A 20,368-nucleotide genomic window follows, 5' to 3' on the forward strand; every position below is an offset into this window, starting at 1 on the left:
CGCATGGTATTTCCGGTACTGTCCACCTACCGGTTGCAGCTGCGGGGTGAGTCGAGCGGTTTTGGCTTCACGTTCGCCGACGCCGAGGACCTGCTCGACTATCTCGACGAGCTAGGGGTCTCGCACGTATATCTGTCGCCGATCCTCACCCCGATCGTCGGGTCGGCGCACGGGTACGACGTCACCGACCCGACGACGGTGTCGGCGGAGCTCGGCGGTCCGGAGGGTCTGGCACGACTGTCGGCGGCGGCGCGCGCCCGCGGGATGGGGCTGATCGTCGATATCGTCCCCAATCATGTCGGGGTGGACAAGCCGGAACAGAACCCGTGGTGGTGGGATGTGTTGCGGCACGGCGAGTCCTCGGCCTATGCGCCGTTCTTCGACATCGACTGGGAACTCGACCGGGATTCCGGACGCGGTCGAATCGTGCTGCCGCTGTTGGGTTCCGACGATGACGCCGCCGATCTCACGGTAGATGACGACCTACTGCGGCTCGGCGACCTGGCGCTGCCCATCGCACCGGGCACCGGCGATGGCGGCGGTGCGCAAGTGCACGAACGCCAGCATTACCGGCTGATCGGTTGGCAGAACGAACGGTGCGGGTATCGTCGTTTCTTTTCCATCACAGCACTGGCCGGGCTGCGCCAAGAAGATCGTTCGGTGTTCGACACCAGTCACGCCGAGGTGGCCCGTTGGTTCACCGACGGACTCGTCGACGGCTTACGCATCGACCACCCCGACGGCTTGTGGGATCCCTCGGGGTACCTGCGCCGACTGCGCGAACTCACCGGACCCGACGCGTGGATCGTGATCGAAAAGGTCCTCGCGATCGACGAGGCGTTGGAGCCGACGCTGCCGGTGGCCGGCACGACCGGATACGACGTGTTGCGGGAGGTCGGCGGGGTTTTCGTCGATCCGAACGGTGCGCCGGCGTTGACGGCGCTGTTCGGATCCGCCGGCGTCGACTACCAGCAGATGCCGACCATGCTGGCCGACCTCAAGACCGCGGCGGCAACCGAAACGCTGGCCAGCGAGCTGGACAGGCTACGGCGATGCATTGCCGCAGCGGCCGGCGCCGACCATCCCCAACTGCCCGCGGCGGTGGCGGCGCTGCTCACTCACATCGACGTCTATCGCAGCGATTACCGCGGCTTGGCGGCGGTACTGCCCGCCGCGCTGGCCGCGACCCAATCTGCTGCACCGGAATTGGACGTTCCGCTGCAGGTGATCGCCGCCGCATTAGCCGGCGGAGGCGAGCCGGCGGCGCGGCTGCAGCAGCTGTGCGGCGCGGTGACGGCCAAGGCCGTCGAGGATTGCCTGTTCTACCGTGACGCCCGGCTGGTGTCGCTGAACGAAGTTGGCGGCGAACCGCATCGGTTCGGCGTCGGCGCCGCCGAATTCCATCAGCGCGCCGCGACCCGCGCCCGATTGTGGCCGCAGACGATGACGACGTTGTCCACCCATGACACCAAACGCAGCGAAGACGTCCGCGCCCGCATCGGTGTGCTGTCGCAGGTGCCGTCGCTGTGGGCCGAGTTCGTCGACCGCTGGGAAACTCTGACCCCCGCCCCCGACCCGGCGACCGGACTGTTTCTGTGGCAGAACATCTTCGGCGTCTGGCCGGCCAGCGGCGAGGTCACCGGCGAGCTGCGCGACCGGTTACACGCGTACGGCGAGAAGGCGATACGGGAAGCGGCCTGGCACACGTCATGGCAGGACCCGGACGCAGACTTCGAGGGTGCGGTGCACGGCTGGCTGGACGCCGTGCTGGACGGGCCGGTGGCGCGCGAGCTGACCGAGCTGGTGATCCGGCTTCAACCGCACGCCGAGAACGACGCGCTGGGTCAAAAGCTGCTCGCGCTGACCGTGCCCGGCGTGCCGGACATCTATCAGGGCACCGAGATATGGGACGACAGCCTGGTCGATCCGGACAACCGGCGCCGGGTCGACTACGCTGCCCGACGGCAGACACTAAAGACCTTGCAGCATCCTAAGATCCGTGTCGTGAAGGCGGCCTTACAGTCGCGTCGCGCACGTCCGGACACATACCTGCGCGGTGGCTACCACCCGGTGCTCGCGGCGGGAACCGCCGCCGATCATCTGCTGGCGTTCCGGCGCGGCGCCGACGTGTTGGTCGCGGTGACGCGCTGGACGGTGCACCTCGAACACATCGGCTGGGGCGACACGGTGTTGGCGGTGCCCGACGGTTCGTGGACCGACGTGCTGACCGGTGCAATGGTCACCGGGCCGGTGTCGGCCGCCGAGTTGTTCGCCGAGTTGCCGACGGCTCTGCTGGAGCGCGCCGATGCATGAATTCGCCGTGTGGGCGCCCAAACCGGAAACGGTCCGTCTCGACATCGCCGGCGAGGTGTTTCCGATGACACGCGGCCCGGACGGCTGGTGGCGGGCGACTGTCAACGCGACACCGACCGCTCGCTACGGATACCTCCTCGACGACGATCCCGAGGTGCTGCCCGACCCGCGATCCCCCCGCCAACCCGACGGCGTGCACGGCCGCTCGCAGCTCTGGAGGCCGGCGGTCCACGCCTGGACGGACAGCGATTGGACCGGCCGTTCTGCCCAGGGTGCGGTGATCTACGAGCTGCACATTGGCGCCTTCACCGCTGATGGCACCTTCGACTCGGCCATCGAAAAGCTGGACTACCTGGTGGATCTCGGCGTTGATTTCGTCGAGGTGATGCCGGTCAACGCGTTCTCCGGCACGTACGGCTGGGGATACGACGGAGTGCTGTGGTATGCCGTGCACGAACCCTACGGCGGACCCGACGGGTTGGTCCGGTTCGTCGATGCCTGCCATCGCCGCGGCCTGGGGGTGCTGATCGACGCGGTGTTCAACCACCTCGGTCCGTCCGGCAACTACCTGCCCCGCTTCGGTCCATACTTGTCGTCGGCGAGCAATCCGTGGGGAGAAGGCATCAACATCGCCGACGCCGACTCCGACGAAGTACGCCGCTACATCATCGACTGCGCGCTGCGCTGGATGCATGATTTCCACGCCGATGGGCTGCGGCTGGATGCCGTGCATGCGCTGGTGGACACCACCGCGATCCACATCCTGGAAGAGCTGTCGGCCGAAACCGAGCTACTGGCCGAGGAACTGGGCCGTCCGCTGTCCCTGATCGCCGAGAGCGACCTGAACGACCCGCGGATGATCACCCGCGGTCGCAGCGGCGGCTACGGGATGACCGCGCAGTGGGATGACGACATCCACCACGCCATCCACACCGCGGTGTCCGGGGAGCGCCAGGGCTACTACGCCGACTTCGGCTCGCTGGCCACACTGGCAAAGACGTTGCGCAGCGGCTTCTTCCACGCGGGTACCTATTCGTCGTTTCGAAAGAGGCGACACGGACGGCCACTGAACACGGCGGAGGGCTCGGGCATTCCGGCTACCCGACTACTCGCCTACACTTGCACTCACGACCAGGTCGGTAACCGTGCGCTCGGAGATCGCCCGTCGCAGAACCTGACCTATGGCCAGCTGGCGGTCAAGGCTGCGCTGGTGCTCGGGTCTCCCTACACCGCAATGCTTTTCATGGGCGAGGAATGGGGAGCGTCGACCCCGTTCCAATTCTTCAGCTCCCATCCCGAGCCCGAGTTGGCACGTGCCACCGTCGAAGGACGCAAGAAGGAATTCGCCGATCACGGATGGGACGCCGACGAGATTCCCGACCCGCAGGACCCGCAGACCTTCCAGCGCTCGAAACTGGACTGGAACGAGGCCGACGCCGGTGAACACGCACGACTGCGCCGCCTCTACCACGACCTGATCGCGCTGCGACGCAGCGAAACTGACTTGGCTGACCCATGGCTGGACCACATGGTGATCGACTACGACGAGGACCAGCGCTGGATCGTCATGCACCGCGGTCGGTTGGCGGTCGCCTGCAACCTGGGCGCCGAGACGGTGGATCTCCCGCTCACCGGCGAGGTGGTGTTGTGCTCGGCTTCGCCGAGCGCCGGTGCCAAGACCACCCAGATCCAGCCATATTCGTTCGCCATCCTGCGGGCTGTGGATTGCTGACTATCCGGCGGCGCAGGCAACCAGGATGATGCCGTGATGAGTCATCGCGAGCTGTTGCCGATTCCACCGATTGAGACCGCGAACGACCCCGTGCGTTCGGCCGCCGACCTGCGCCAGCGGTGGCGAGCGCTGGTCGGGCCACTGGGATTTGAGGAACGGCTGCTGTGGTTCGGCCTCATCGGTCCGGATCGTTGCTTTACCAAAAAGCTCAGCCAAGTGCAGATCCGTCCGCGACCGCAGGGCCGAATCATCTGGAACCTCATGTCGGCGCTGCGCACGCTGCTCGATGACCTCAGGCCGGGCACCACGGTGGCTTTGCTGCTAACCGGACCCGGTCGTGGACCGGTTGCCTCGGCTGACCGGGTGTGGTCGAAGGCGCTCGCCGACATGGCCGAAAGGTTCGCTGTCCCGCTGGAACCGATCTTCCGCGCCAACGACGACTCCCTTGAGCTGGTTGGTTAGCAAAACCGAAGATCGCATTCGCCATTAATACCCTACTGGGGTATGGTATCGGCATCCCGAACGCCGGCTGGTTGTGCCCCACGCACCTCGATCAACCAGTCCGGCGATAACACAGGAAGGTGGACCCTATCGTGGCTGAAGCATCTGAATCGAGCACTACGACTGTGACGTCAGGCGCTGCTGGACCAGCCGGGCTGAACCGGGCCTTGGCATGGGTGGGCATTACTGCTGGATCCGTGTTCATCGTCGCGGTCATATTCTTCTCGGGCTTTCTTTTGAGCTGGACCACTGGCGGACATTGGGCCGGTCATCACATGGGTTCGGCGGCGATGTCCTGCTGCGACCACATGGGGATGGACCACCACATGGGGCCTGGCGGCCACATGTGATCTCGGCGGCCTCGGTCCCGCTTGAGCTCGTCGGCCAGTCCGCACCGGCGTGCCGACTCGGGTAGCTTGCGCTCATGACCACCCCAGAAATCGCAGGGAAAGCCCGGGTCGTCCCATGAGCGAAATTGACCACGGGGCAAGAGCCCGTCTCGACTACATCGAAAAGCAGCTCGAAGCACTTTTCCCCGGTCGCTACGTCCCGTTCGCAGCGGCCGTCGTCGACGGGATGCCACCTGGGGTGGTCGACCTTGTCCGCGCGGGCAAGACGATCGCGGCGATCCAGGAATATCGCAACGCCACCGGTGCCGGATTGGCGGAGGCGAAATTGGCCGTCGAATCCCTCCGGTAACCAAAACGTCGACGCCTAGGACCGCTGAGTCAGGAAGCGTCTGGGCGACGGTGAACCTCGCGGCGCTGCCACCCGCACCAGCTACAGCAAATAGCGGTAGGCCGGCGAGCCGGGCTCAATGGTCTCGATCTGCATCTCGGTCGCCCGCATCCGCTGCAACAGGCCGTCGAAGTCCGCGGCCGAGCCCAGCTCGATGCCGACCAGCGCCTCACCGGTCTCCCGGTTGTTGCGCTTGACGTATTCGAACAGCGTGATGTCGTCGTTGGGCCCAAGGACGCCATCCAGGAAGCGGCGCAGCGCCCCGGGCTCCTGCGGGAAGTCGACCAGGAAATAGTGCTTGAGGCCCAGGTGGACCAACGAGCGCTCCAGCACCTCGCCATACCTGGACACGTCGTTGTTGCCGCCGGAGACCAGGCACACGACGACAGATCCCGGATCGATGTTGGCTTCGCACAGTCCGGCGACGGCCAACGCGCCCGCCGGCTCGGCGATGATCCCCTCGTTTTGATACAGCTCGAGCATCGTGGTGCACACGGCACCCTCGTCAACGGTAGTGATCGACACCATGTCGCCGGCGGCGGCCAGTGCCGCGTACGTCTGCTTCCCCGCTCGGGCCACCGCCGCACCGTCGACGAACTGATCGACGTGGTCCAGGGTCACCGGACCTCCGTTGGCCAGCGCCGCCATCATCGCTGCGGCACCGGCCGGTTCGATACCCAGCACCGAAGTGGTCGTCGTCCGCTCGGCCAGGTAGGTGGTGATACCGGCGATGCAACCGCCACCACCGACCGGCACCACTACCAGATCCGGCTCGTCCTCGAGCTGGTCGAGTATTTCGACGGCGATCGTGCCCTGCCCGGCTATGGTCCGCGGGTCGTCGAACGGCGGGACCAGCGTGGCGCCGGTGCGTGCCACGTCAGCCAACGCAGCCTCCGCCGCCCAGTCGTACGTCGATCCGCCCACGATCAGTTCGATGAAATCGCCGCCGTGATAGCGGATGCGGTCACGCTTTTGCTTCGGCGTCTTAGCCGGCACGTACACGCGACCGTGGACGCCCAGTGACCGGCATGCATAGGCGAATCCCTGCGCGTGATTTCCCGCCGACGAGCACACCACGCCCGCGGCCAGCTCCTCCTCCGACAACTGCACCAACAGGTTGTAGGCGCCACGCAACTTGTATGAGCGCACCACCTGCAGGTCTTCGCGCTTGAGGTAGACGCTGGCGCCGGTCGTCGCGGACAACCGGTCGCTGAACTGTAGCGGCGTGGGGGTTACCACCCCGGCAATTCGCTTCGCCGCCGCGTCGATTTCGGCCGCCGAGAGAAGAGGCAGCGGCCCACTACCCGGGGTGCCGGGGCTTTGGCTCAGTTCGGCGGACACCGATCAATGGTGCCACCCAACTGCAAATTCATCGCACAGGGGTGAGCACGAAGACCGGAATCTGCCGATCGGTGTTGTTCTGGTAGTCGGCGTAGTCCGGGTAGGCCGCCACCGCCCGCTCCCACCAGGCGGCCTTCTCGTCGCCGAATACCTCGCGGGCGTCATACTCGAGGGTCACGCTGCCGTCCTGCAGCTCGACTCGCGGGTTTTTGGCGACGTTGTGGTACCAGACCGGGTTCTTCGGCGCCCCGCCCAGCGAGGCGACGATCGCGTACTGGCCGTCGTGCTCGACCCGCATCAGCGGCGTCTTGCGAAGCTTGCCGGTCTTGGCGCCCACCGTGGTCAACAGAATGATGGGCATGCCCTTCATATCCGCGGCGTCGGTTCCACCGGACTCGGCATACTTGTCTGCTTGTTCGCGTGACCAATCCAACGGGCTGGGGGCGTATTCCCCTTCAAGCGGCATAGGACCACCTTAATCGTGCTGAGACCCCGGTGTGACGCCCGCCGTGTAGAGTCTGCGAGCGACACCGACAATCCACGGTCAGACGCCCGGCGTAGAGCCGATAAAGCAGGTACTCAAGCACATGCCCAAGCTGTTCGGCTGGCCGTTGCGCGCTGTCGCGCGGCTAGGGCCGCCTGCCACCCCGGCCACACCCCGGTAAGCGTCGATGGCCATCACCGAAGTACCCGAATATGCCCATCTGAGCGACGCGGATGTCGTCGCGCTCGCGGCCGAGCTGGACACGATTCGTTGCGACATCGAGGAGTCGCGCGGTGCTAAGGACCGTGAATACATCCGGCGCACCATCGCCTTTCAGCGCGGCCTCGAGGTCGCGTCAAGGCTGACCATCCTCGCCAGCAAAACCAAGGTCGGCTGGATTATCGGAACCGTCGCGCTGGCCGTGGCCAAGTGCATCGAGAACATGGAACTCGCCCACAACATCACCCACGGTCAGTGGGATTGGATGAACGACCCGGAAATCCATTCTGCTACCTGGGAATGGGACATGGTCGGTCCCTCGTCGCACTGGATGTCGTCGCACAACCACCGACACCATAAGTTCACCAACGTCGTCGGGGTGGACGACGACCTCGGCTTCGGAGTCATGCGGGTCACCCGCGACCAGGAGTGGCGGCCGAGCAACCTGTTGCAGCCGTTGCGCGCAGTGCTGCTTGCGATCGCCTTCGAATGGGGTGTCGCGATGCACGGCCTGTACTCGGTGCAGGCCCGCGAAACGACACCGGCCGGCAAATCGGCCCATACCAAGACGATGATCAACAAGATGGTCCGCCAAGCTGGCAAAGATTATGTTCTCTTTCCTGCTTTGAGTCGCGGGCGGTGGCGTCGCACACTGGGAGCCAACGTGGTGGCGAACGGGCTTCGCAATGGGTGGGCCTACATCGTCATCGTCTGCGGGCACTTCGCCGACGGCGCTGAGAAGTTCACCGCCTCGGTCTTGGAGGACGAGACGAAACCGGAGTGGTATCTGCGGCAAATGCTGGGTACCGCGAACTTCCGGGCCGGACGGGTGCTGGCCTTCATGAGCGGAAACCTCTGCTACCAGATCGAACATCACCTGTTCCCTGACCTGCCGAGCAATCGCTTACCCGAGATCGGCGAACGGGTCCGCGCGCTGTGCGTCACCTACGACTTGCCCTACACGACGGGTTCCTTCGTTCGCCAGTACCTACTCACTGTGCGCACGATCTGCAAATTGGCTCTGCCGGCCGAGTTTCTTTCCGCGTCCTGCGATGACGCACCAGAAACGGCCTCCGAGAACAAGTTCCGGAATGTCATGAAGCCATCGGACTTGCCACGCGTCGGACACGATGTGCGGCGACGCGGATTGGCGACAGCACTGCTCGCCCACCGGAACCAGCCCCAGCCCGGAAAGCGCCCCTAGGCCGTCACGCCGGTTGTGCCGTCGATGCGCTGCCGGGCTCGTGCACCTGCGGACCCGGCTCGCTCGCGTACAACTCCTCGATCTCGGCGGCGTATTTGGCCATGATCGGCCGCCGCTTGAGCTTCATCGTCAAGGTGATCTCGTCACCGCCGGGCTCCCACAGGGAGGGCAGCACGCGGAAGCGCTTGATCTGCTCAACCCGGGACAGTTTGGCGTTGCCCTCGGCCACCCCCGCGGCGATCCGGGCGATCACCTCAGGGTGCGCTGCCAGTGCCGAGGCAGAGACGTCGGCCAGCCCATGCTGCGCCGCATACGGGCCGACCGAATCGGCGTCGAAGACCAACAGCGCGGTGTTGTACGGGCGGCCGTCGCCGATCGCAAGCATTGCGCCGACCATCGGGCAGGCGGCCATCACGGTGGTCTCGATGTTGGCCGGCGACATGTTCTTTCCGGCCGCGTTGATGATCAGCTCCTTCTTCCGGTCGACGATCCACAGATAACCGTCGGCGTCGACGTCCAGGATGTCGCCGGTGTGCAGCCAGCCGTCGGGGTCAATAGCCTCGGCGGTCTTCGCCGGCTCGCCGCGATAGCCCTTCATCACCAGCGGTCCGCGCACCAGATATTCGCCGTCCTCGGCGATCTTGCCCTCCAGCCCGGGCAGCAGCTTGCCCACGCTGCCCAACCGCGCCTCAGCTGGATGACTCACGCTGGCAACGCAGCTCAGCTCGGACATGCCCCACACCTCCGCGATCGGGATGCCGATACTGCAGAAGAAGGCCATCGTCTCCTTGGGAATCGGGGCCGCACCGGAGACCGCCCACCTCACCTGGTCAAGTCCCAGCTTGGTACGCAGCTGAGACAGCACCAGCTCATCGGCTTTCTCCCATTCGGCGGCCGCCTCATCTGAAAGTGGCTCGCCGGAAACCAGCGCCGCGGCACGTTTCCCGGCAACCGACATAGCCCATTGCAGAGCCTGGCGCTTGGCCTCGTCCTGCTCGTGGGCCACGGCGAATTCGATTGCCGCCTTGAGCTTTTCCCAGACCCTGGGCACGGCGCCCCAGATGGTTGGGCGCGTGTCGGCCAATGCCGCCGCGATCGCGCGAGCATCGGAGACCACCGTGATTTGGGCCCCAAACACCTCTTGGTTGTATAACGACATCGTGCGGTCGGCGATGTGCGCCGTCGGCAAAAACGAGGTCGCCCGATCACCGAACCGAACGCCCAGAACGGCTTCCAGGGCCTGGGCCTCGAACAGCAGGTGAGCGTGCGTCATCTCCACCCCTTTGGGGTTTCCCGTCGTCCCGGAGGTGTAGATGAGGGTGACCACATCGTCGGGCTGCACCGCCCGCCAGGTCGACTCGAAATCAAAGTCTTCTTTGCCGGCGGCGTGCAGATCGTCCAGCGAGAGCGCGCCCTCCGGGGAACCGTCGATGCAGATGATGTGGTCCAGCTCCGCGCCGCTGGCCCGGATCCGGTCGACGTACTGCTCCTCGCAGATCACCACTTTGGTGCCGGCATTGTCGAAAACGTACGTGAGTTGTTCGGCGGGCAGCGTGTTATACACCGAGAAAGAGGTGGCCCCGAGGTGCTGTGCGCCCACTTCCAGCGGGTAGAACTCGATGCGGTTGGCCATCATCAGCGAAACCGTGTCGCCGCGGCGGACCCCGAGGCCGGCCAGGCCGGCCGCGACCCGGCGCACGTTGGTCGCATACTCGCGCCACGTCATTGTCTGGGTGTCGCCAGGGGTGCGAAGCGCGACGGCGTCCGGGTCGATCGCCGCGTTGCGTTGGAATGCCTCACACAACGTGGTCGGAGGTTCGGACGTCGTCCCCGTTGTCGAATCGATCATGAAGCTGAGGCTAGTCCGGGGGGTACGTTGCCGGTATGGGAATGGCGATCACCGACTTGACAGCCGTCGAGCGGACCGCGTTTGTCACTCAGTACGCGCGCGCGCTCGACAGCCGTTGGCCCCGGCCGATACTCGGCGATACCTTGGCGGACGCGATCGTGGCCAAGATCGACTACGAGTTCCAGGCTTTGGGCGTGCCATCGAGCGCGGTGCGCCAGACCGCGCTGCGGGCCAAGATGCTCGACGAGCGGGTGCGACGTTTCATCTCCGAACATCCCGACGCGGTCGTGGTGGCTCTCGGCGCGGGTGCTGCGCTATCGGTTCTAAGACCAGAGAGGTGACGACGATGGCGGCGACGGTGATCGCGGGTGCGAACGTATGGGACGGAATCTCGGCCCAAGCGGCGCCGCGTCAAGTGCTGGTCGTCGATGGTCGTATCGAGCGCGTCGCCGACGCGATCGACCCGCCGGCCGGCGCAACGGTGGTGGAGCTCGCCGGTCACACCGTGACGCCCGGTTTCATCGACTGCCATGTTCACGTGACGTTGGCGCCGCCGATGGGCGTGATGATGGCCCTCGAGTCGAGCACCGCCAAGACGTTGAAGTCGTTGCCACGGTTGCGCGCCTTGCTGATGAACGGATTCACTACCGTGCGTGACTTGGGTTGCGGGGACGTCGACTACCCCACGATCGACCTTCGCAATGCGGTGACGGCCGGGATCGTCGTCGGCCCGCGGATGGTGGTGGCGCCGCACCTGATTTCCGCGCGCGGTGGCCACGGCGACTTCAGCGGGATGCTCGCCGATGAATATCAAGGGTGTTGCAGGCGGCTGGAGTTGGCGGCAGCCGACGGCGCCGACGAGATCCGCACCCGGGTGAGACAGGAAATTCGCGCCGGCGCCGACTGGATCAAGTTCGGCGCCACCGGCGGCTTCGCCTCACCGACGGACGATCCCGGGCACGCCACCTACAGCCAGGAGGAGATGGACGTTCTGGTCGCGACGGCCCGCGACCTCGAGGTCCCGGTCACCCCGCACAGTTACGGCGACGAGGGCATCCAACGCGCCGTTCGAGCGGGCGTGCGCAGCATCGAGCACGGAAACCTCGCGTCGGCACAGACGCTGCGCATGATGCAGGACGCCGGGGTGTTCATGGTGCCCACTCAATACGCGATTCTGTCCAAAGCCCGCTGCGGCGACGACGATCCCGTGTGGGCCGCTTTTCCGGAGCACACCCGCCGCAAGATGCAGAAGTATCGCGGTGCGCTGTTGGATGCGGCCGAGGGGTTGGCCGCCAGCGACGTCCGGATCGCCTTCGGCACTGACGCCGGAATGTTTCCGCACCACGACAACTGGCGCGAGTTCCCGATGATGGTGTCCACCGGTATCACCCCGTTGCGCGCTCTGCGCGCGGCGACCAGCGTGGCCGCGCAACTGCTGCGCCTCGATGATCTCGGGGTGATCGCCGAGGGCAAGATCGCCGACCTGATCGCCATGCCCGGCGATCCCTTCATCGACATCGACGTCACCGGACAGGTGGATTTCGTCATGAAAGAGGGAGTTGTTTTCAAAGACGCGCGGAAATAACCATCGAACGTGAGGCCAGCTTCACGTTCGGCGGCCTTAACCGCCCAGGCAACCCGGACCGAGCAGCGCCTTCAGATCGCCCATCAGCGCCGGGGAGGGCGTCACCCGCAGCGACGCGTCCAGTTCGAGCGTGGTGATCCGGTCCCCGCTGACCAGCCGCAGATGCACCTGCGACGTACCGGGGTGTTGGGCCAGCACTTGTTTGAGCGCGCTGACCTTGTCGATGGTGCATTGCCGCGTCGGCAAACTCACCGCCAGCGGCCGGTTCGCCTGCGCATTGGAAAAATCAGGCACCACAAGGTCGTTGGCGATCAGTGTGGTCCGATCATCGCGGATCGCGACTTTTGCGGTGACGACGACCACCGCGTCGTCGACGACGTCAGCACCGAAGGCAGAATAGGTGTGCGGGAAGAACATCACCTCGATGCCACCGGTGAGGTCTTCCAGCTGCGCTGACGCCCAAGGCATTCCGTTCTTGTTGACCCGCCGATTCACCGACGCCAGGATGCCGCCGACCTTCACCAGCGTGTCGTTGGGGATGTCGCCGTCAAGTACCGCCGGGATTGCGGTATCAACCTGAGTTGACAGCAGATGCGCCACCCCGTTGAGCGGATGTCCGGACACGTACAAGCCCAGCATCTCGCGCTCCAGCGCGAGTTTGTGCTTGTCGTCCCACTCCTCGTCGGGGACCCTGATGGTGAATACCGCGTCAGCGCCTGCTCCCCCATCATTCGGGTCGCCGCCGAACAAATCGAACTGACCCATCGCCTCGGCCTTTTTGGTACCCAGCACCGAGTCGACCGCGTCGGTGTGCACCAGGAACAGCCCTTTGCGCGGGTGTTTCAGCGAGTCGAATGCGCCGGCTTTGATCAGCGATTCGGTGACCTTCTTGTTGCACGCCGCGATGTCGACCTTGTTGAGGTAGTCGGAGAAGTCGGTGAACTTGCCTCGCTCGGTACGGGTATTCAGCAGCGAAGCCACCACATTGGCGCCGACGTTGCGCACCGCGCCCAACCCGTAGCGAATGTCGGTACCGACCGACGCGAAGTTCAACCCGGACTCGTTGACGTCCGGCGGCAGCACGGTGATGCCGAGCTTGCGGCAGTCGGCCAGATAGACCGCCGCCTTGTCTTTGTCGTCACCGACCGAGGTGAGCAGTCCGGCCATGTATTCGGCGGGATAGTTGGCCTTCAGATAAGCCGTCCAGTACGACACCATGCCGTATCCGGCGGCGTGCGACTTGTTGAATGCATAATCGGCGAACGGCAAGATGGTGTCCCACAACGCTTTGATCGCTTTGGCCGAGAATCCGTTGGCCTGCATGCCTTCCGAGAAGCCCTCGAACTCCTTCTCCAGGACCTCGCGCTTCTTCTTGCCCATGGCCTTGCGGAGAATGTCGGCTCGGGCCAACGAGTAGCCGGCGACCTTCTGCGCGATGCGCATGATCTGTTCCTGATACACGATCAGGCCGTAGGTTTCGGCGAGGATCTCGCGCAGCGGTTCCTCGAGTTCGGGGTGGATGGGTTTGATCGCCTGCCGGTTGTTCTTCCGGTCGGCGTAATCGTTGTGGGCGTTCATGCCCATCGGGCCCGGCCGGTACAGCGCGATCACCGCGACGACGTCTTCGAATCCGGTGGGCTGCATGCGGCGCAACAGGTCGCGCATCGGCCCGCCGTCGAGTTGGAACACGCCCAGCGTCTCGCCGCGACCCAGCAGCTCGAAGGTGGCCTTGTCGTAGAGCGGCACGGATTCCAGGTCAAGGTCAATTCCCCTGTTGACCTTGATGTTCTCGATAGCATCGCCGATGATCGTCAGGTTGCGCAGACCCAGGAAGTCCATCTTCAGCAGGCCGATAGCCTCGCACGACGGGTAATCCCAGCCGGTGATGATGGCGCCGTCTTGCGGCCGCTTCCACAGCGGAATCGCCTCGGTCAGCGGCTCGCTGCTCATGATCACCGCGCAGGCGTGCACACCCGCGTTGCGGATCAGGCCTTCCAGCCCGCGCGCGGTTTGGTAGATGGTTCGCACATCAGGGTCGGTGTCGATCAGGCCACGGACCTCGGCGGCTTCCTTGTAGCGCTCGTGGGTCGGGTCGGTGATGCCCGATAGCGGGATGTCCTTGGCCATGATCGCCGGCGGCAGCGCCTTGGTGATCCGGTCGGCGATCGCGAAACCGGGCTGCCCGTAGTGGATTCGGGCGGAGTCCTTCAGCGCCGCTTTGGTTTTGATGGTGCCGAAGGTAATCACCTGGGCGACCCGGTCATGTCCCCACTTGTCGGCGGCGTAGCGAACCATTTCACCGCGGCGACGGTCGTCGAAGTCGATGTCGATATCGGGCATCGACGCGCGCTCGGGGTTGAGGAACCGCTCGAACAGCAACCCGTGTTGGATCGGGTCGATGTCGGTGATGCCCAGCGCGTAGGCCACCAGCGATCCGGCCGCCGAGCCGCGGCCCGGGCCGACCCGGATATCGACCGAGCGCGCGTAGTTGATCAGGTCGGCGACGATCAGGAAGTAGGACGGAAAACCCTTGTCGCAGATGACTTCGATCTCGTAGGCCGCCCGCTCGTCGTAGCTCGCCGGGGGGCCGCCGGGGAACCGTCGGCGCAGACCGGCGTCGACCTCGTGTCGCAACCAGGAGGCCTGGTCGTGGCCGTCGGGCACCGGGAAGACCGGCATCCGGTCGCGCGGCGCCCACACATCGGCGTACGAACTCACCCGCTCGGCGATCAGCAGCGTCGAATCGCAAGCACCGGCGACTTCGCCGTCCCAGATTGCTCTCATCTCGGCCGCGGACTTCAGGTAGTAGCCGTCGCCGTCGAACTTGAACCGGTTCGGATCCGACAGCGTCTTGCCGGTCTGCACGCACAGCAGCGCCTCGTGGTTGTGCGCGGCGTCGCGGGTGACGTAGTGGCAGTCGTTGGTGGCCAGCGGCGGGATGTTCAGCGTGCGGCCGATCTCCAGTAGCCCGTCCCGGACTCGGCGTTCGATGTCGAGCCCGTGGTCCATCAACTCCAGGAAGTAGTTGTCGGCCCCGAAGATCTCCCGCCATTTGGCGGCGGACTCGAGCGCTTCGCGGCGCTGCCCGAGCCGCAGCCGGGTCTGCACCTCCCCGGAGGGGCAGCCGGTGGTGGCGATGATGCCGGCCGCGTTCTCGGCGATCAGCTCGGCGTCCATCCGCGACCATTTGCCGAGCTGGCCCTCGAAGGAGGCCAGCGATGACAGCTTGAACAGGTTCCGCAGGCCGGTGGCGTTCTCTGCGACCATGGTCAGGTGGGTGTAGGAGCCGCTGCCGGACACGTCGTCGCTCTTCTGCCCAGGATCGCCCCACAGGATGCGGCGAGTCTCAAAACGCGAAGCGGGCGCGACGTAGGCCTCGACGCCGATGATCGGTTTGATCCCCGCCGCGGTGGCCCCGTTGTAGAACTCGCTGGCGCCGAACATGTTGCCGTGGTCGGTCATCCCGATTGCGGGCATCTCCAGCCGCTGCGCCTCGGCGAGCATCGGCGCGACCTTGGCGGCACCGTCCAACATCGAGTACTCGGTGTGGTTATGCAGGTGCACGAACGACTGGCTCATAGGGACGCCAGTCTATGGCCGCGCACCGACGACTCCCCGGCGTGTCGGCGAGTGTGTCTTGCGGTCGCCGGGTTCTCGGGCGGCGACCCGCTGCGCTCGGGCGGCGCCGCGCTTGCGATCGCCGCTACCCATACAACTCGACGAACTGCTTCAGCGATTTCTCGACGTCCCCTTTGACGGCCCGGGCCGCTGCCGAACCCACCGGACCGAACAGCGCACGCCCGCCCAACTCCAGGCGCAGACCGAGGGCAGACCCCTGTTGGGTGGGCTGCACGGTGAGCGTGACAGCGTATTTTGCACCGCCTTTCCCGGATCCCGACAGTGCGACCTGGTGCGGCGGCTCCCATGAGGTCACCGTCCACGTCACCCGGTTGCGCAGGCCCTTGGCGCGTGCCACGCCCACGACTTGGGTTCCTTCGTTCAACTCGTCAGGCAGCTCGCTACGCCATCCCTCGTGCAGCACCAGCCAATCACCCAGATTGGACAGATCCGAGACGTGATCCCACATCTGTTGTGGGCTTATCGGCACGTCCGCGGCCATGTCAACGGCGGCCATCAGCGGTTGGGTCCGCCGCGCAATCGGTTGCCGATCCGGATCCCGGGCAACAACAGAGTGCGCGGCACGAATCTTCCGCCGATACTCACGGCCTTGGGCACGATGCCGGGCACCACACTGCGCTTACCGGCGAGCATCCCGCCGATCGCCTCTTCTGCGACGTCGTGCGGCGCAACCTGCGCAATGGGAATACTGAAACGCTCGGCATTGGCGATCTCACCCCACTCGGTCGGCACCGGGCCCGGACACAACACGGTGACCGACACGCCCGTTCCGTGCAGTTCCTCGTGAACGGCTTCCGAGAAGGTCTGCACAAACGCCTTGGTCGCCGAATAAACGGCCATAAAGGGAATCGGCTGGAATCCCGCGATCGAGGCGATGTTGAGCACCGCTCCGGCTCCCCGCTCGACCATGCCGGGCAGCGCGGCATGGGTGAGTTCCATCAGCGCCAGCGAGTTGAGGACGACTTCTTCGCTTTCCCGCTCGATCGGCAAAGTCTGGAAGACGCCGCTGGTGCCGAAGCCGGCGCTGTTGCACAAACCGGCGATCGGTTCGCTGCGCAGGCGGTCGGCCAACTGCTTCCGCGACCCGGCGTCGCCCAGGTCGAGGGGCATGACGTCGACCCCTACCGAGTACTGGGAGCGCAGCTCATCGGCGAGCTCATCGAGACGTTCCCGGCGACGGGCGACCAGCACCAGCGGGTAGCCGCGCCGGGCCAGACCGCCGGCCAGCTCGGTGCCGATGCCCGAGGACGCGCCGGTGACGACGATGGGCGCCTGGTTGCTTGGTTTCGGAAGGCTCATGATCCCCTCACCAGTGGATTCCGCGGGTGGCCCGGACGAACGTTTCGCTTCGCGAATCGAATTGCGGTGCGCCGCTGTCGGATTCGTCCCCCTTGGCCGCCGACGAGTCATCGAACATGCTGAACGCGCGACTTCGCACCCGGTCCATGACAGCCGGGTTGACGGCGTCGGCGACGGCGGCGACCTGACCGAACGGCGAGCTGGCCCGCCGGGGCCGGTGCACGATCGCATCGGTGATCACGCCGGCCGCCTGGTCGGGGGTCAGCGCCGGGAACTTGTCGTACATCTTGGTCGGGCTGATCATCGGCGTGCGCACCAGCGCCATGTGCACGGTGGTGAATTTGATGTCGTCGTTCACGACCTCGGCCTGCAGCGCATCGCACAGGCTGTCCAGCGCGGACTTGCTGGCGATGTACGCACCGAACCGCGGTGCGCGAGTCTGCACGCCGACCGAGGACACGTTGATGATCTGACCGTAACCGCGTTCCCGCATCCCAGGGATGAATTTGAGGATGAGCTGAACCGCCCCAAGGTAATTCAGCTGCATCGTCCGCTGGTAGTCGTGGATCCGGTCGTAGGACAGTGCCAGCGAACGCCGAATTGACCGTCCGGCGTTGTTGATCAGAATGTCGACGCCGCCAAGATCGGCGAGCACCTTGTCGGCCATCGCGGCGATGGCATCCATGTCGGCCAGATCGCACGGGTACACGTGGGCGATGCCGCCGTCGCTGCGGATTTCGTCTGCCACCTTTTCCAGCTTCTCCGGGGTCCGCGCCACCAGCACCACCTCGCCGCCGGCTTTGGCGATCTTCTTGGCGGCCGCCTCGCCAATGCCCGACGACCCACCGGTGATGAGGACGATCCTGCCGTCGGCGGCATCGTCGAGGGTGCGGCCCTGAACCGCATCCAGCAGATTGCGGAGATAGAACGGTCGGTACCGGCCCGCCGAGTTCGGGGTGTTGAGGAGGTCGGATACCGCGGCAAAAGGCTTTTCGACGAAGCTGGTCAGGTCGCCCAGGTTCATAGGTTTCTCGCTCCCCGTTGACTGTTCTCTCCGTTGATTCCACCGAGTCTGCTACAACGTCTCCGACAACCGGGCCAAGTTCTGGTGATTCTGTGGCAATCCGCTTGTAACGTCGGGTAATCGCCCGGTGATGGAGCTCTAATCGTCGGGCAATGGCCGGGTGGTGTGCTGTCGGCATGGGAATGCTCACCCGTTTCCGCAAACCCGCCACTACCACGGTCTACGACAAGATCGGCGGCTATGGCGCTCTGGAAGTCATTGTCGAAGACTTCTATTGCCGCGTGCTTGACGATGATCTTCTATCGAATTTCTTTGCCGGATCGGACATGAAACGGCTGAAAGACAAGCAGGCCGAGTTCCTGGCCGCGACATTCGGCGGGCCCGGCACTTACTCCGGCCCGTCGATGAGGCAGGCGCATGAAGGCCGCGGCATCACCAGGTATCACTTCAACCTGGTGGCCGGACACTTGAAGGACTCGCTGTGCGCGGCCGGCGTACCCGAGGCGACGATCGCCGAGATTTTCAGTGTCGTTGCGCCGCTGGCCGACGACATCGCGCCGGATCACGCCAGGGCGGGCGTCTAGCCGCCACTGAAAAGCTTCGCCGAGCGTGCGTCCTGTGCGAATTTTGTCGGCCTGGGTCTCGCACCGACTGCACGCTCGGCGAACCTCACCACCGCAGCGCGGCCAGCTGCGCACCCAGGTACTCGGCCACCGCGGACTCGGTGGTCAGGTCGATGGCCCGCCGATAAGCCTTCGCGGCGGCGGCGGGACGACCGGCCCGGGCCAGCAGGTGCGCGCGGGTCGTCCAGGCCGGCTGGAACCGCTGCAGCGCCGGATCGGTGATCGCGTCCAGTGTCTGCAAACCGGCCTCCGGCCCTTCGACCTCGGCGTCGACGGCGGCCAGGGCAACCGCCCCGCCCAACGATGGCGCGACCCGAAGCAGAGCGCGATGCAGGCGACGCAGCGCCGGCCAGTCCACGGGCCTGCGGCAGTGCGCCGACTGAATCGCCGCCTCGTATTGGTAGCGGCCCGGGCGGCCGTAGCCGTGCGCCCGGCGCAGCAGGGCCTCGCCGCGAGCGATGAGTGCCGCGTCCCACGATGCCGGGTCTTGCTCGTCGAGCGGCACGAACGCACCGTCGCCGCTGCGTCGGGCGGCGCGGCGCGACTCCGACAGACAAACCAGCGCCGCCAAACCCAGCGCTTCGGGTTCGTCGGGAAGCAGCTCGACGAGCACCAGCGCGAGGTGAAGCGCCTCGGCGGACAGCGATTCGAGCGCGGTACCCGCCGCCTGCCAGTCGATCGCATACGCGCCGTACACGGCCTCCAGCACCGCAGGCAACCGCTCGTCGAGGTCGCCACGGCACGGCAGCACGAATGGGATGCGGGCGTCGCGGATCCGGCGTTTGGCGCGCACCAGCCGCTGCGACATCGTCGCGGCGGGTACCGCGAACGCCTCCGCGATCGTCGCGCCGTCGACACCGAGCACGGTCTGCAGCATCAACGGGGTGCGGCAGTTGGCGGCGATCGCCGGGTGGGCGCACACCAGCATCAACTCCAGACGCCGGTCGGGAATCGCGTCGATGTCGAACTCGGTTGCATTCCAGGGCATTTCGGGCAACGGATCGGTCGTCCGGTAAGCGGATGACCGCCAGTGGTCGCGCAGGCGATTGCGGGCCACGGTCAGTACCCAGCCATCCGGGTTGACCGGGATGCCCTCGATCGGCCATCGGGTAAGGGCACGCTCCAGCGCGTCGGCGATCGCATCCTCGGCCGCGGCGATATCGCCGGTGCGCGCGGCCAGTAACGCCAGCAGTCGGCCGTAGCTGCTGCCAACCAGCTCGGCGACTCGAGTGTGGGCCTCACTCAGGGCTGTACCAGCCTTTGCCGCTGCCGTAGGTGACCGCGACGGGACGGATCTCGACGGATCCCCACGCGGCGGCCGGGCAGCGTTTCGCCCAAGCCAATGCGGCGTCCAGGTCGGGTACGTCGATGACGAACACCCCGCCGAGGCGCTCTTTGGTGTCGGCGAACGGGCCGTCCTGGACCATGGGAGTGCCGCCGCGTGCGGTGAACGTCGTAGAGACGCCAGCCGATTGCAGCACCTGGGTGCCGATCAGCACACCCGCCGCGTCGAGGTCGTCGGCATAGCGGGCGAACGCGGCCCGCGCGGGAGCCATGTCCTCCGCGGTCAGGCCGATCTCGGCGCCCTCCTGATAGTGCATGAGCAGGCAGTACTGCATGGTGGTGTCCTTTCCCGACTCGATCATGACACCTCAATGACGATTGACACTGGACGTAATCGACAACGCATCACAACTGTCTGGCGCGTGCAACGATCAACGGCATGAGCATGGCGGGAATGGGTCTGATGGGTCTGGTCGCGGGTGCGTCGACGGCGGGCATGTTGGGGGTCGTGAGATTGGTGGGCGACACCTGGT

Annotated in this window: 17 protein-coding genes and 1 pseudogene; 9 read left to right on the forward strand and 9 right to left on the reverse strand. The window is 65.6% G+C overall.

The annotated features are described in order from the left end of the window. Positions 1-3 precede the first annotated feature (3 nt). The 5 genes from treY to VNW74_RS08750 all read left to right on the forward strand — a co-directional run bounded on the left by treY (position 4) and on the right by VNW74_RS08750 (position 5,245). On the forward strand, positions 4-2,313 hold the full coding sequence (treY, locus tag VNW74_RS08730) for a malto-oligosyltrehalose synthase (RefSeq protein ID WP_325676202.1): 2,310 nt from the start codon (positions 4-6) through the stop codon (positions 2,311-2,313). Beyond that, positions 2,306-4,045 carry a malto-oligosyltrehalose trehalohydrolase gene (treZ, locus tag VNW74_RS08735; protein ID WP_325676203.1) on the forward strand — a complete coding sequence of 580 codons (1,740 nt, stop codon included), beginning with the start codon at positions 2,306-2,308 and terminating at the stop codon, positions 4,043-4,045. Before treY ends, treZ begins: the two co-directional genes overlap by 8 nt. Before the next feature lie 36 nt (positions 4,046-4,081). Further along, positions 4,082-4,507 carry a hypothetical protein gene (locus tag VNW74_RS08740; protein WP_325676204.1) on the forward strand — a complete coding sequence of 142 codons (426 nt, stop codon included), beginning with the start codon at positions 4,082-4,084 and terminating at the stop codon, positions 4,505-4,507. 131 nt (positions 4,508-4,638) lie between these two features. Further along, positions 4,639-4,896 (forward strand): hypothetical protein, encoded by a 258-nt coding sequence (locus VNW74_RS08745; protein WP_325676205.1) that lies wholly within the window; start codon positions 4,639-4,641, stop codon positions 4,894-4,896. Positions 4,897-5,011: 115 nt separating this feature from the next. Beyond that, entirely contained in the window at positions 5,012-5,245 is a 234-nt protein-coding gene (locus VNW74_RS08750) for a hypothetical protein (RefSeq protein WP_325676206.1), read from the forward strand. Positions 5,246-5,326: 81 nt separating this feature from the next. On the opposite strand, the gene ilvA is transcribed toward VNW74_RS08750, so the two are convergent. Both ilvA and VNW74_RS08760 read right to left on the reverse strand, forming a co-directional pair. Next, positions 5,327-6,625: a threonine ammonia-lyase IlvA gene (ilvA, locus tag VNW74_RS08755; RefSeq protein ID WP_325676207.1), complete on the reverse strand. Its 1,299-nt coding sequence runs from the start codon at positions 6,623-6,625 to the stop codon at positions 5,327-5,329. A gap of 28 nt (positions 6,626-6,653) precedes the next feature. After that, entirely contained in the window at positions 6,654-7,091 is a 438-nt protein-coding gene (locus VNW74_RS08760; RefSeq protein ID WP_325676208.1) for a nitroreductase family deazaflavin-dependent oxidoreductase, read from the reverse strand. Positions 7,092-7,296: 205 nt separating this feature from the next. Here VNW74_RS08760 and VNW74_RS08765 point away from each other — a divergent pair, with 205 nt between their 5' ends. Then, positions 7,297-8,532 (forward strand): fatty acid desaturase, encoded by a 1,236-nt coding sequence (locus VNW74_RS08765; RefSeq protein WP_325676209.1) that lies wholly within the window; start codon positions 7,297-7,299, stop codon positions 8,530-8,532. Positions 8,533-8,536: 4 nt separating this feature from the next. Here VNW74_RS08765 and fadD11 read toward each other — a convergent pair whose 3' ends face one another. Further along, positions 8,537-10,381, reverse strand: a complete 1,845-nt coding sequence (gene fadD11 / locus VNW74_RS08770) for a fatty acid--CoA ligase FadD11 (RefSeq protein WP_325676210.1) — start codon at positions 10,379-10,381, stop codon at positions 8,537-8,539. A gap of 35 nt (positions 10,382-10,416) precedes the next feature. Here fadD11 and VNW74_RS08775 point away from each other — a divergent pair. Further along, positions 10,417-10,710, forward strand: a pseudogene (locus VNW74_RS08775) (class I SAM-dependent methyltransferase); the annotation flags it as partial. A 17-nt stretch (positions 10,711-10,727) separates the two neighbouring features. Then, positions 10,728-11,966, forward strand: coding sequence for an amidohydrolase family protein (locus VNW74_RS08780; RefSeq protein WP_325676211.1), 1,239 nt, complete (start codon positions 10,728-10,730; stop codon positions 11,964-11,966). 36 nt (positions 11,967-12,002) lie between these two features. On the opposite strand, the gene dnaE is transcribed toward VNW74_RS08780, so the two are convergent. The 4 genes from dnaE to VNW74_RS08800 form a co-directional block, all read right to left on the reverse strand. Next, a complete protein-coding gene (dnaE, locus tag VNW74_RS08785) occupies positions 12,003-15,545 on the reverse strand; it encodes a DNA polymerase III subunit alpha (RefSeq protein WP_325676212.1) in 3,543 nt (1,180 codons plus the stop codon). A gap of 124 nt (positions 15,546-15,669) precedes the next feature. Continuing rightward, positions 15,670-16,101 (reverse strand): type II toxin-antitoxin system Rv0910 family toxin, encoded by a 432-nt coding sequence (locus VNW74_RS08790; RefSeq protein ID WP_325676213.1) that lies wholly within the window; start codon positions 16,099-16,101, stop codon positions 15,670-15,672. Next, positions 16,101-16,904, reverse strand: a complete 804-nt coding sequence (locus tag VNW74_RS08795; RefSeq protein ID WP_325676214.1) for an SDR family oxidoreductase — start codon at positions 16,902-16,904, stop codon at positions 16,101-16,103. The genes VNW74_RS08790 and VNW74_RS08795 overlap by 1 nt, the downstream gene beginning before the upstream one ends. Positions 16,905-16,911: 7 nt before the next feature. Then, positions 16,912-17,928: an SDR family NAD(P)-dependent oxidoreductase gene (locus tag VNW74_RS08800; protein ID WP_325676215.1), complete on the reverse strand. Its 1,017-nt coding sequence runs from the start codon at positions 17,926-17,928 to the stop codon at positions 16,912-16,914. 176 nt (positions 17,929-18,104) lie between these two features. Between VNW74_RS08800 and VNW74_RS08805 the strand changes: the two genes are divergently transcribed. Beyond that, positions 18,105-18,512, forward strand: a complete 408-nt coding sequence (locus VNW74_RS08805) for a group 1 truncated hemoglobin (RefSeq protein WP_325676218.1) — start codon at positions 18,105-18,107, stop codon at positions 18,510-18,512. 85 nt (positions 18,513-18,597) lie between these two features. On the opposite strand, the gene VNW74_RS08810 is transcribed toward VNW74_RS08805, so the two are convergent. Further along, positions 18,598-19,767, reverse strand: coding sequence for an RNA polymerase sigma factor (locus tag VNW74_RS08810; protein WP_325676219.1), 1,170 nt, complete (start codon positions 19,765-19,767; stop codon positions 18,598-18,600). Positions 19,768-19,789: 22 nt separating this feature from the next. Then, positions 19,790-20,170 carry a YciI family protein gene (locus VNW74_RS08815; RefSeq protein ID WP_325676220.1) on the reverse strand — a complete coding sequence of 127 codons (381 nt, stop codon included), beginning with the start codon at positions 20,168-20,170 and terminating at the stop codon, positions 19,790-19,792. Between the last annotated feature and the right edge of the window lie 198 nt (positions 20,171-20,368).

It is taken from the genome of Mycobacterium sp. (genome assembly GCF_035570115.1).
Lineage (GTDB): Bacteria > Actinomycetota > Actinomycetes > Mycobacteriales > Mycobacteriaceae > Mycobacterium.